Below are 11,487 nucleotides of genomic sequence, written 5' to 3' on the forward strand. Positions count from 1 at the left end.
CTTTGGTTCCGAACAACGTGGAGTCATTGCTGATATTCAGGGGAGTTGATCTTGAGTTCCGGGGCGATTCCCACGCACAGCCAGTCAGTGATCCGGGCCGCCATCGTTTCCTGGTCGGGTTTTGCGGCGGAGGCGGGGCTGCCGAGCCACCTTTCGCCGGCGTTGCGGACCAACCCGATGGCCGCGGTGGGCCAGTAGTCGATCAACGCTTCCTTTTCCGCCCCCAGGTGTTCCCGCATCGGCCGGGCGATCATGGCACTGATCGACTCGAAGAAGTGGCCGAGAGCTCCCGAGGCGGCAATGGCGTCTTGCGCCGAGGGTTCCCCTTGGGAGAGCCGCGTGATGAACGCGTAGACGGCGGGGCTGGACTCCGCCATCTGCAGGTATGCGGAGACCATGGCGAACAAGCCTTCGCGGGGAGTCTGGGCGCTTTCGGCCGCTTCCTTCATCCGCCGTTGCATTTGTCCCAGCACTACTTCGCCCATTGCCTGCTGGAGGCCGGCTTTGTCCCCGAAGTACCGGTAGTACACCGACTTGGAGGTGCTTGCCGCGGTCGCGATGTCTTCCATGGAGGCGTCGCTGCCCAGCGCATGGACGGCCTTCCGGGCGGCCTTGATCAGGTCGCGTCGGCGTTCTTCGCGGTGGGCCTGCCAGCGGGCGGCGCGGCCGTCGACGGCGGGAGCCTCGCCGTCCGCGGGGAGCGGAGTGCCGGCGTCGTTTTCGGCAGGAAGTCCTAGGCTGGGGATGTTCACGATACTCAGCGTATCAGGTACGCTGGGTATCAGTAACCCGATGTGATCATAAGGAGAAACGCATGCCTGCAGCAGCACATTCCGCGAGCGCACCACACGAATCCCCCGCAACCCAGGGCACGCTCCGCAGGGCCGTGGTGGTTGGCGGGAACAGGATTCCCTTTGCCCGGACCGGGGGCGCCTACACCAAATCATCGAACCAGGACATGCTGACGGCGGCCCTCGACGGACTGATCGCACGTTTCGGACTTCAAGAGGAGCGGATCGGTGAGGTAGCCGCCGGAGCCGTCCTGAAGCACTCCCGCGACTTCAACCTGACACGCGAAGCGGTCCTCGGTTCGGCCCTTTCCCCGGAGACGCCCGCCTACGATCTCCAGCAGGCGTGCGCCACCGGTCTTGAGACAGTCCTGGGCCTCGCCAACAAGATCAAGCTGGGCCAGATCGACTCGGCCATCGCGGGCGGCGTCGACTCTGCCTCGGATGCCCCCATTGCCGTGAGCGAAGGCCTCCGCGAAATCCTGCTCGACCTCAATCGCGCCAAATCCCTGCCCGATCGGCTCAAGGTCCTCTCGCGGCTGCGTCCCAAGGACCTCGCGCCGGATGCTCCGAACACCGGGGAACCCAGGACCGGCCTGTCCATGGGGGAGCACCAGGCGCTGACCACGGCCCAGTGGAAGATCAGCCGCGAGGCGCAGGACGAGATCGCGTTCAATAGCCACCACAATCTTGCCGCGGCCTACGAACGTGGCTTCTTCGATGACCTCGTGACTCCGTACCGGGGGCTGAGCCGTGATTCGAACCTCCGGCCCGACACGTCCATGGAGAAGCTGGCCACCCTCAAGCCCGTCTTCGGCAAGAGCCTCGGCGCGGAGGCGACCATGACGGCCGGCAACTCCACCCCTCTCACGGACGGTGCCTCCACGGTGCTCCTCGGCAGCGAGGAATGGGCGGACGCCCGGGGCCTGCCCAAGCTGGCCGTCGTCGTCGACGGCGAGGCTGCCGCCGTCGATTTCGTCCACGGCAAAGACGGACTCCTCATGGCTCCTGCCTTTGCAGTGCCGCGGCTCCTGGCCCGCAACGGGCTGTCCTTCGAAGACATCGACTTCTTCGAAATCCACGAAGCCTTTGCGGGAACCGTCCTGAGTACGCTCGCCGCGTGGGAAGACGAGGAATTCGGCCGCACCCGGCTGGGATTGGACGGTTCACTCGGCAAGATCGACCGTGCCAAGCTCAACGTCAACGGCTCTTCCCTCGCCGCCGGCCATCCCTTTGCCGCCACTGGCGGACGCATCGTCGCTTCGTTGGCGAAGATGCTCCACGAGAACGGTCCGGTGAACGGTCGTCCGGCCCGCGGACTGATCTCCATCTGCGCTGCCGGAGGGCAGGGAGTCGTGGCGATCCTTGAGGCGTACTCCGCTCCGGAAGGTCGGTAACCGGCGTGACCGACAAGTACACACAGTTTGTGAGCCACGGGATCGGCAAGGACCTGGCGAAAAAACTCGGCCTGCCCCAACCTGCCGTACTCCGGAGGTACCAGCCGGGAGAGCCGCTGGTTCCGGGACCCGTCCTGGTGCTCGGGAGCAGCAACGGCAAGACCGCGGGCTCCGACGAATTGGCTGCCGCCCTGGTGGGCTGGGGCCTCGACGTCCGGCGTTCGGCCTTGCCCAAGGAAAGGCTGGGGGCGATCATCCTGGTGCTCGACGGCGTCGAACATCCCGATGAGCTTGCCGGACCCGTTCTCACCGCGGCCCCGTCGATCCGGGATTTGGATCGCAGCGCAAGGGTCGTCACGATCTCCCGTACCTCCGCCTCCGCGGCCAATCCGGCCGTTGCTGCCGGCCGGCAAGGAGTCGACGGACTGCTGCGGTCGCTGGCCAAGGAACTCCGGGCAGGTGCCACGGCCAACGGCATTCTCCTCGGGGACGGCGCCGGCACCACGAGCCCCAGCACGCTCGGGGCGCTGCGCTTTTTCCTGTCCGGTCGGTCCGCATTCGTGGATGGTCAATTCCTGACGGTCACATCGGGCACGGGCCAGCTTCCCACCGACGCCGACAAGCCCCTGGCGGGTAAGATCGCCGTCGTCACGGGGGCCGCCCGCGGCATCGGAGCGGCGATCGCGCGGACCCTGCACCGGGACGGTGCCCGGCTCGTGGTGGTGGATATTCCGGCTGCGGGGGACCACCTCGCCGAGGTCGCCAACGAGGTCCATGGCACTGCACTGCAATTGGACATCACGGCTGAGGACGCCGGGAAGCGCATCATCGACCACGCCGTGGAACGCCATGGCGGACTCGATATCGTCATCCACAATGCCGGCATTACCCGGGACAAGCTCCTGGCCAACATGGATGAGGGCCGCTGGAATTCCGTCATCGGCGTGAACATCGCTTCGCAGTTGCGGATCAACGAGGCACTCCTGGGCTCGGACCTGCTGCACAAGACCCCCCGGATCGTGTCCGTGGCGTCCACGAGCGGAATCGCCGGCAACCGCGGGCAGACCAACTATGCGGCTTCCAAGGGGGGAGTGATCGGCATGGTCAGGGCCACGGCGCCCTTGCTCGCAGAACGCGGCGGCTCCATCAACGCCGTCGCGCCCGGCTTCATCGAGACCGACATGACCGCCCGGATCCCCTTCGCCACCCGGGAGGTGGCCCGCAGGCTCAACTCGCTGCAGCAGGGCGGCCTGCCCGGAGACGTGGCGGAGGCAATTGCGTTCCTGGCATCGGATGCGGCCGCAGGTATCACGGGTGAAGTGCTCAGGGTCTGCGGACAGAACCTGGTGGGTGCATGAGCACGGAACAACCCCTCATCCTGGGGGATCTGCCGTCGCTCTCGAAGCTGTACGTGAATGCGGCGGCGACGGCGGCGCGGCGGAGGTTGCTGGGGTTCCCGGCTGCCACCGCCCTGCCCCAGGGGAGCCATGAGGTCCGCGGGGTGCGGGCCGACGTCGCGAACCTCACCGAGTACCAGCACCTGATCGGGGAGACCGCGAGTGACGCGCTGCCGGCCGGCTTCATCCACGCCCTCGCGTTTCCGGTCTCCATGAGCGTGCTGAACCGGGACGACTTCCCGCTTCCGTTGCTGGGGATGATCCATTTGAAGAACCAGGTGGAGCAGTTGCGGGCCGTTCAATTCAGTGAGCCGCTCGACGTCCGGTCCTGGGCCGATAACATGCGCGGCCACAGGGCTGGAACCCAGCTGGACGTCGTCGCCGAAGTCCGCTCAAGCAATGACGGGGCCCTGCTCTGGCGCGGCATCTCGACGTACCTCGCCAAGGGGGTCTTCCTTCCTGGAGTCGACAAGGCCGCCGAGGCCGCCGCGCCAGCGGAGTTCAGGGCGCCCGCACAAACCGCAGTCTGGCAGCTCGGCGTGGATACGGGCCGCCTTTACGCTGCGGTATCCGGAGATTTCAATCCGATTCACCTGAGCCTCCTCTCGGCCAAGGCGCTGGGCCTGCCGCGGTCAATCGCGCACGGCATGTACCTCGCCTCCAGGGCCTTGGCCGACGTTGGCTCGGTGAAGGCGGAAGCGTTCCGCTGGGACGTGAACTTCGAGGCACCCGTGTACCTCCCTGCGCGGGTGGCCTTGGAAATCGGTACGGTCCACTCCTCGTCAGGTTCGTGGGAGCGTTCGGACTACGTCGCCTGGAGTCCGCGAAGCGGCAGGAGGCACTTCAGCGGCTCCGTGACGGCCCTGTAAGGCTCCGGTCTCGGGTTTCAGGAACGGCTACGACGACGGCGGTCACCCACATGGGCGGCCGCCGTCGCCGTTCCCCGCGGAGCGACGTCGGCAGTCCTGATGACTGCCTCGAATGAATGAGCGGCAATGCAATTCAATAAATGTGATGAACGCCGCATTAGCGTCCGAAAAAGCAAATTCAAAGTTAAACAAACAAGGCCTGGAATTATCATAATTCCAGGCCTTGCAATTGTGCGCGGAGGGGGACTTGAACCCCCGCCGCGGCGTGTCGTCCTAGCTAGAAATGCCTAGATTCCGGGGTTTTTGTTACTCCTTGTAGCGCTGAACAGCCTTAATTTTGCGCCAGTTCGCCCACGCCACCCACGCGATAGGTTGGACAACGGAGCGGCAGCTGGTCCTGCCGCTCACTTCCTACTAGCGGAACTTTGCACCCGCCAGCCCAGTCGACGCATAGGGCCATTTGAAAGAGAGTTTCATTTGGATCACGGACTGATGGAGGGCGCTGCAGTGGTAAGCGCAGAGGGCAACAAAGAATTGATGACACCCGAGCAGTTGGCACAGCGCATGGGAATTTCGCTGCGCATGGTGCGGGCGATGTACTACACGAATACTTGGCCGCACCTGCGGATCAACCAGCGAACTGTTCGCTTCACGGAGGGTCACTACGAACAAATCCTCGAACTCAGCGAGCAGCGGCCCACCACGCTGGTCCGGAAGACGACTACAGGGACCAAAGTTGCGGAACTGGCAGAACTGCTTAGTCGGAAGCGGGCGTCATGATCGCCTGGGAGTCAGACTTCGCGGGACTGCGTGCACGCGAACTTGACCGGTGATGGCACGGGTATGAAAAAGCGTGCACCCGATCGACGTGGCCGCTGGCTGGGTGCAGGGACGTACTGAACCAGAAGTATCCAAGCGATGTACCGTGAACTGGAGATGTCAGACCTGTTCATTGCCATGGAAGAAAGTCCCCGGCCGCTCCGTCGGGATACGGCGGACGAACGTCCCTTGTGGCACCGTCTGATCTAGTCTGCCGGTGTCAGTCGTCATGCGCACCATGTGTACGGACGGACCGGCGGGACTTCCCAGCGCAGCTTTTATGGGGCACGTTGCGGGCCGCGCCAAGGTCGCGTGCAGCGCCTGCGGTTGTCTGGACCCTTGAGCATTCGAAACTTCCATCTTCGCGCGTTTAGTCCTCTTATCCGGTATGAATGAGGACATGACCAGCGCCTCCCACGAGACTTCCATAACGGTTCCCGTCCTTCCCGCCACGAATTTCTGGTGGGCTATCCAGTCAGAAAACTTCCACGAGGTCTTTCCCGATGGGACGCTGTGGGCTCCGCGGAGAGGCAGCAGGGGGCAGCGGGTTGCCTCTTGGGAGACGCTGCACGATGCCCGTCCAGGGGATGTTGTCCTGCACTTTTCCCGCCCGGAGATTCGCGGCATCAGCCGGGTGGCCACGATGCCGTTCCCGGCGTCTACGCCGGCCCGGGGATGGAGGGAGCCCCCGGACACGGAGGGCACTCTGGTCCTGACGGACCCGCTCTTCGAAGTGAGGATCCCAAAGGAGGGCGCTTACGGCTTTCTGCCGCCGGGTCAAGGCCCCATGACGGTAAATAGCACGTTGAATAACGGGTATTTCTTTCCCGTGGACCGCGAAGCCGCCCTGCAGTTGTTGCAGCACGCGGGCATAGCGATCAGCGATGGCCCGGATCAGGGCAGGGACGAGGCCGTGCCGGCCGAGCAATACCTTGGTGGCCCCAGCGATCGGTGGGCTTTAGGGGCTGTCCGGGCAGAGCAGGGCTTCCTGCGGAACCAGCAGCTGCAGCTTCGGGGCAGCTCCTGCTCGCTCTGCGGACAGAAGCTGCCGGATGAATTCCTGGTCGCCGCGCATATCAAGCCCCGTTTCGCCTGCACGGAGCAGGAGCGCCAGGACATCCGAAACGTGTCCATGCTCGCGTGCCTCTTTGGCTGCGACGCGCTGTTTGAACGCGGTTACCTCGTCGTCGGCGACTACGGGACCATCGAAGCAGGCAGGCCAGGTCCGGAACCGGTTGGGGAGCGCATCAAGGGACTCATCGGCCGCAAATGCCTCGCATACGACGAGCGCTCCCGTGGCTATTTCGGCTGGCACCGGCAGACCCATAACGCCAGACAAACCGAGTAGCCGTAGGGGGCAGCCGTCCCCCGCCACGGCATCACCGGAGTGGGCATCCTGCTCAAGCCCGTCATTGCTTGGCCACGCAATAGAAGACGGCGTCCCCGTCTCAAGGGACCTCAGGCCGCGCAATGGTCTTCGCCAGCTCGGGCACCACCCTGGCCGTCGCCCGGAAGATGGGCCGAACTAGACCGGCTTCAAACTCAGACAGGCCACGAGCCGGACTACATTGCGCCCCGGATCGATGGGATCCTTGACGGTCCCGACCCGCTGCCGCTGGACGGTTGCCCGCCCGGCGCAGACAGCTACATCGTCGCCGCCCCCGAATACCGTATTGCGGCCTGACCGCGGGCGGTGCCGTTGGGAGTGGCAGACTGTGACGATGGACGCGCTACATGACAATCCCGGAGACCCCCTCGATCCAGCAGGGACGTCAGCGTCACCGGGGCTGCCCGTTCCGCAGGCGCCACGGGACAGCCCGGGTTTCATCCGGACATACGACGCAGCCGAGCGCCGTCAAATACTGGACCGGATGTCGATACTCCTCGAGCGGGTGGAAAAGTGGCACGACCGGACGAGTCAACCATTCACTGTGCGTCGCGGATCGCTCTTGGACGCCGCCGATGGACTCTCGCTGCCGTTCCAGTCATCCCACAAGGTCAAACAGCACCTGACGAACGCCACCGACCATCTGCACGCGCTTAGAGCGCTTTTCGTCGACGCCGGTACTCAGCACATCTAAGCTCCGTTCACGCTGATCCGCCCGGCCCTGGAGAACGCCATGGCGGTGCTGTTCATCTTTCGTGACGCTACGCCACGGTCTTTAGCGCTTGAGACGCTGCGCGACGAATGGACCAACATCATCGAAATGCATAACGCAACTCTCACGATCGGGGTGCCTCAGCAGGTCGCTGACGCCGAGAAGCTGCGGCGGTGAATTTGGTGAATTTCAGTCCGTGCCGGGATTCCAGTGTCAGAGGATGACGTTGGTCGTGTACCTGATTTTCGCCGCCTCGGACACAATGTCTGCGATGATGGCCGGCGAGCTCAATGGGTGGGAGAAATCGGGGGCGGCAGGAATTGCGTCATCGGTCCAAAGTGTCACCACCTTGTGTCTCAAAGCCAGGGCCGACAGGGAGTAGACGCCGTCGATGTCTGGCCACGCCTCGTGGATCGCTCGGGCCCACGCCCTGGTCCGAGCTTTCTCCCCGAAGGCGACCCGCGCGGACGCGCCGGCCTTCAATAGCCAGTCACCGGTGAGATCAACCAAGGTCAGGTCGCGGGTTGTGCGGAACGCCGTCACGTAAGGTGCGTCGCGGTCGATGTCGACGAACCGGGTCAGCTGGAAGACTTCCGCAAGGCATGTCAGCACGTCTTCGCCGAGGTATGCGGCGCCGAGCGGGGCAGCGTCCCCGGGCGGCAGCGGGTGGGGCTCCCAGCGGGAACCTGCCACCGGTCCCCAGGTTCGTAGACGGTTCCACGGTATGACGTGAGTTGAGGCGGTGTAGTGGATCCGCCAGAGCGCGGTGGAGGCTGGGATGGCCCCTTTTTCATAGCCCAGGGCCCGCAATACAGAAACGTCAGGCGGGTACTGGTCCGCCATCAGTAGCCTGCCGCCAGTCCCTCAGCGAGTTCGACGACGGGTTCCTCGCTGCCCCCGGCTTCCAGCCACGCTTTGGCCGACACCGGCGTGCCGCTGATAACAAGGTCCGGCTGGGGTGTCAGGAAGAAGCCGGCAACCGCCTGTGGGTGCAGATCCTCCGGCAGGGCACCCAGGGCGGCGTCCAGGGAGGGAATCGGTTTGTCTCCCGCCTCGTTGAACTGCCAGGCAGGGAACGCCAGCTTGCCGTCGACAAGATAGGAGTAGAGCTTCCGGGCCGCCTTGTAGTGCCGGACAGTGGAGGCGGTAAGCCCCAGATGCTCGGCGACTTCGGCGGCGGTGAACGCGGAGGCGTCGAGCACTATTCGGGCGGCGGCGTTCGCGGCAGACGCGACGGCGACGGAGGCAGGGGAGCTGTCTATGCCTGAGTACTCATTCCAGAAGGCGCGGTCGGGCGCGGACAATTCGACAGCAGTGGTGCCCCGGTTCATGTCCTCCAGTGCAGACAGCAGCTCCGCCTGCGAGAACGACGGGCGGGCGGTATTGATCCATTCAGCGAGGGTGTTGGCCTTGTGCTCATACTCCGTACGGGTGCGGCGGTCTTTGACGGCCATTGTGGGCTCCTATCGACCTCCACAGTCTATGCCATTGCTGGGAAGTGTGGTATCGGTAGAAACGCAAGAGCCAAGACGTCGCGATCAACCGGGCCAAGTGGCATCGAAAGGTCCGCAGTAACCAATACAGCTGCGAGGCGGGCAGGGCACCCCCGTCATAGCTTTCGCCGGGCATATCTCGGCTGTCGCTGGCCGAACCTCCACTTCCCGTGCTACGGACGGCACACAGACCGGATCCACGGGTCTTGCTGACTGACGGCCGCCTGACTGTGGACGCCTGGCCCACCTGGTCGAAGCTGTCACCGGGGGAGCTCTGGTCGTCACCACGATGGAGAGCTATCCGTATCCGCACTCGCGCCTAGTTGATCTGGTCCAGACCGCCCAAGACCGGACCGAGAACTTTCGGCTGGACTTCGACGCGTCGCTGTACGCAGTCTTTCCCACGCCTGGGCCGGCGGCGGAAGCGCTCCCTGGGATACCCGTACCGGTGGCAGCCATAAGCAACTGGAGGTCCGTTTCCTCACAAGGCCGGAAGGCGTGAGGCGAGGGTTTTTGGCCCGGAGATGCCGTACGTAGGACGCAGCCGGTATGGCCTGGCATCTGAGGCGGACTCAATTGTCCAGATCAACGCTTCGGCCGCCCCCCAAGCGTCTTTGAGCCGTCATCTGACCCGCTGATCGCGCCCTGGCCTTCCACCCGATTTTCCTCGTGCCTGGTCAGGAAGGCTCCCGATTTCACAAAAGTATGCAGTACGGAAGGTGTGCGGGGTCTGGTCAGACGGAGGCGGTCATGGACTGCAAGACGCGCGGTGAGCGGATTCCCTTGGCCATCACGGTTTACACCCCCGCAACCACGCGTCGTCCATACGTCGACAGGAAGTTGCCTAGATTCTCCTCAGATGCAGTCGTCGCAGACGCCAGTGGCAGGCAACTGGATCCCATGCACCAGGCAAACCGGCTTCGGCTGCGGCGTGGCTTTCACCACCGGATCACCTGCGCCTCGTATTTGGGGGTCAGCATCGGCTCGGCATCCGCCGGCACGTCGCCGTAGGCCCGGTAGCACGCTAGGCGTTCCACGGCCGCGGCCCGCTCGCGCTCCAGACTGGTCGCCGGGATTTTCTGTCCGGAGGCGCGCAGCACCTCGTCGAAGCCGGCACCCACGGTCCCGTCTGTTGCCGTGACGACCAGAGATGACAATGCCGGCCGGTTCTGTTCCAGGCACAGATGGATCACCCGGTTCAGCAGACGTGCGCTCATGTTCTGGACCAGCATGCGGGTATGGATTCCGGTTGTGTCAAAGAGTCGGGTGGCCAGTTCCTTGTAGGTAATGTGGGCGCCGTAAGTGGTGGCCACTTCTTCCAGGGCCAGAACTGCAGCGTCGGCCCATTCATCGATGGCCTGTGGGAAGGGGATCTCGACGTTGCGGTGCGGTTCCCGCCATGTGCCCGGCAGAGTAGTCGTCACGGTCCTGCTTTCATCGTCGGTCGCTGGTGACTCGATGAGTCCTAGCCTCGCTTTGCCGTCGGAGAGCTCCGTGCCGACCTCCCCACACATCGGTGGGTTCTCTAATGTGGTCAGGAAACCGTGTCTGTCAGCCAATGGTGGTCAAGTTCAGCCAGATCCTGAGAGGCGTCGGAGGGCTCTTCGGCCTTGACTGAACCGACAGCCGTCGCCGGCCCATGTGCGCCCTGATGGCTTCACTCCAGACCCTCGGCTATCGGTTGGCAGGTCTTTGCGCCCCGGTCGGCATTTCCTTGTTTCAAGGTTGGCGACGCGTTGGGCGATACCACTTCCGGCCCGGAGGGTCCTCGGGCACCGTGTCAGCCACCTCTTCAACACCGCGATCTCATCGTCACGCTGGCGGAGCTACCGACGGATGATGGCTGCCTGCTCGGTGTACAAGGGCGCCGGAATGGCGTCGCCGGCATCGCCTTCGGCACCGTCGATAGCCTTGTAGCAAAGGACCAGTGCCTCTTCGAGCCGGCCTTCACGTTTCAACTGATTGATTGGCTCAACGAGCTCCAGGTAGTGGACACCGTCGACCATACCCAGCCGGAACTGCGCCGCCGCGCGCCACCGCCCTCCAGTGCTTCCCGGACCATCTCAGACCGGCCGCTACGGGCGTTGTCGAGCCGTTCCCTAGAGGTCAGCGCGGGCGGATTCTCCCTCGTATGCAGCCATTCGGCTTCCCCGTCACCAAGCCACACGTACGCCTCGGCCGGGAGCTTCTGCTCTCGCAGGATGTGGAGCTGGTAGGCGCTGGCTGGCTGACACCCACCGGCAGGTGCACGTCCTCAGAAGCGTAGGACGGGAGGCCTCCGGCTAGGCAGGCTCCAAGCGGCAGGTCGCAGTTTGCATCGAGTTCGGCGTGCTGGGTAACGCTCGGAGGCCGAGTGGGCTGCGGGGTGGTGCTGGAGACCCAGAAGGGGCTGCACAGGCCCGCGTCGGGTTCAGTCAGTGTCGAACCCTCAACGGGGAGGTCGGCGCCACCACGGTGCCGGGAGAGGCCCAGGAGGGCTGCAGAGGCCCGCGTCGGGTTCAGTCAGTGTCGAACCCTCAACGGGGAGGTCGGCGCCACCACGGTGCCGTGTCAACGGCAACTTAGAAATGACCGGGCGCGGTATGTTGGGTTGCCCGTTGGCGGCAAGTGATTGACCGGGCGCGG

12 protein-coding genes are annotated in these 11,487 nt (G+C 64.4%); 7 read left to right on the top strand and 5 right to left on the bottom strand.

All coding sequences use genetic code 11. From position 1 onward, the window contains the following. Window positions 1-23: 23 nt before the first annotated feature. Entirely contained in the window at window positions 24-746 is a 723-nt protein-coding gene (locus BMF89_RS20345) for a TetR/AcrR family transcriptional regulator (RefSeq protein ID WP_078108869.1), read from the bottom strand. A gap of 68 nt (window positions 747-814) precedes the next feature. On the opposite strand from BMF89_RS20345, the gene BMF89_RS20350 reads away from it, so the two are divergent. The 7 genes from BMF89_RS20350 (at window position 815) to BMF89_RS22050 (ending at window position 7,546) form a co-directional block, all read left to right on the top strand. Further along, window positions 815-2,185 carry an acetyl-CoA C-acetyltransferase gene (locus tag BMF89_RS20350; protein ID WP_078108856.1) on the top strand — a complete coding sequence of 457 codons (1,371 nt, stop codon included), beginning with the start codon at window positions 815-817 and terminating at the stop codon, window positions 2,183-2,185. Between the two features lie 5 nt (window positions 2,186-2,190). After that, window positions 2,191-3,543 (top strand): 3-oxoacyl-ACP reductase, encoded by a 1,353-nt coding sequence (locus BMF89_RS20355; protein ID WP_078108857.1) that lies wholly within the window; start codon window positions 2,191-2,193, stop codon window positions 3,541-3,543. Beyond that, the gene (locus BMF89_RS20360; RefSeq protein ID WP_078108858.1) at window positions 3,540-4,451 is read left to right on the top strand and encodes a MaoC/PaaZ C-terminal domain-containing protein; all 912 of its coding nucleotides are present in this window, start codon (window positions 3,540-3,542) and stop codon (window positions 4,449-4,451) included. Before BMF89_RS20355 ends, BMF89_RS20360 begins: the two co-directional genes overlap by 4 nt. A gap of 537 nt (window positions 4,452-4,988) precedes the next feature. Then, a complete protein-coding gene (locus tag BMF89_RS20365) occupies window positions 4,989-5,231 on the top strand; it encodes a hypothetical protein (protein ID WP_139359759.1) in 243 nt (80 codons plus the stop codon). A 439-nt stretch (window positions 5,232-5,670) separates the two neighbouring features. Continuing rightward, window positions 5,671-6,618: an HNH endonuclease gene (locus tag BMF89_RS20370; protein ID WP_253190923.1), complete on the top strand. Its 948-nt coding sequence runs from the start codon at window positions 5,671-5,673 to the stop codon at window positions 6,616-6,618. Window positions 6,619-6,991: 373 nt separating this feature from the next. Then, the gene (locus BMF89_RS21765) at window positions 6,992-7,351 is read left to right on the top strand and encodes a hypothetical protein (protein ID WP_139359760.1); all 360 of its coding nucleotides are present in this window, start codon (window positions 6,992-6,994) and stop codon (window positions 7,349-7,351) included. Window positions 7,352-7,390: 39 nt separating this feature from the next. Next, on the top strand, window positions 7,391-7,546 hold the full coding sequence (locus BMF89_RS22050; protein ID WP_171983571.1) for a hypothetical protein: 156 nt from the start codon (window positions 7,391-7,393) through the stop codon (window positions 7,544-7,546). Between the two features lie 36 nt (window positions 7,547-7,582). Here the strand turns inward: BMF89_RS22050 and BMF89_RS20380 are convergent, their stop codons facing one another. The 4 genes from BMF89_RS20380 to BMF89_RS20395 form a co-directional block, all read right to left on the bottom strand. Continuing rightward, a complete protein-coding gene (locus BMF89_RS20380; protein ID WP_078108862.1) occupies window positions 7,583-8,212 on the bottom strand; it encodes an RES family NAD+ phosphorylase in 630 nt (209 codons plus the stop codon). After that, entirely contained in the window at window positions 8,212-8,823 is a 612-nt protein-coding gene (locus BMF89_RS20385) for a hypothetical protein (protein WP_078108863.1), read from the bottom strand. Before BMF89_RS20385 ends, BMF89_RS20380 begins: the two co-directional genes overlap by 1 nt. Before the next feature lie 977 nt (window positions 8,824-9,800). Further along, complete coding sequence (locus tag BMF89_RS20390; RefSeq protein WP_139359761.1) at window positions 9,801-10,286, bottom strand: hypothetical protein; 486 nt, start codon at window positions 10,284-10,286, stop codon at window positions 9,801-9,803. Between the two features lie 402 nt (window positions 10,287-10,688). Then, window positions 10,689-10,868, bottom strand: coding sequence for a hypothetical protein (locus tag BMF89_RS20395; RefSeq protein ID WP_078108865.1), 180 nt, complete (start codon window positions 10,866-10,868; stop codon window positions 10,689-10,691). Between the last annotated feature and the right edge of the window lie 619 nt (window positions 10,869-11,487).

Source organism: Arthrobacter sp. SRS-W-1-2016, from assembly GCF_002009585.1.
Lineage (GTDB): Bacteria > Actinomycetota > Actinomycetes > Actinomycetales > Micrococcaceae > Arthrobacter > Arthrobacter bambusae_A.

What these genes read in the sequence shown, in the direction of transcription:
- BMF89_RS22050 (WP_171983571.1), top strand. Translation starts at nt 7,391, where the DNA reads ATGGCGGTGCTGTTCATCTTTCGTGACGCTACGCCACGGTCTTTAGCG.
- BMF89_RS21765 (WP_139359760.1), top strand. Translation starts at nt 6,992, where the DNA reads ATGGACGCGCTACATGACAATCCCGGAGACCCCCTCGATCCAGCAGGG.
- BMF89_RS20395 (WP_078108865.1), bottom strand. Translation starts at nt 10,868, where the DNA reads ATGGTCGACGGTGTCCACTACCTGGAGCTCGTTGAGCCAATCAATCAG.
- BMF89_RS20385 (WP_078108863.1), bottom strand. Translation starts at nt 8,823, where the DNA reads ATGGCCGTCAAAGACCGCCGCACCCGTACGGAGTATGAGCACAAGGCC.
- BMF89_RS20380 (WP_078108862.1), bottom strand. Translation starts at nt 8,212, where the DNA reads ATGGCGGACCAGTACCCGCCTGACGTTTCTGTATTGCGGGCCCTGGGC.
- BMF89_RS20350 (WP_078108856.1), top strand. Translation starts at nt 815, where the DNA reads ATGCCTGCAGCAGCACATTCCGCGAGCGCACCACACGAATCCCCCGCA.
- BMF89_RS20365 (WP_139359759.1), top strand. Translation starts at nt 4,989, where the DNA reads ATGACACCCGAGCAGTTGGCACAGCGCATGGGAATTTCGCTGCGCATG.
- BMF89_RS20360 (WP_078108858.1), top strand. Translation starts at nt 3,540, where the DNA reads ATGAGCACGGAACAACCCCTCATCCTGGGGGATCTGCCGTCGCTCTCG.
- BMF89_RS20370 (WP_253190923.1), top strand. Translation starts at nt 5,671, where the DNA reads ATGACCAGCGCCTCCCACGAGACTTCCATAACGGTTCCCGTCCTTCCC.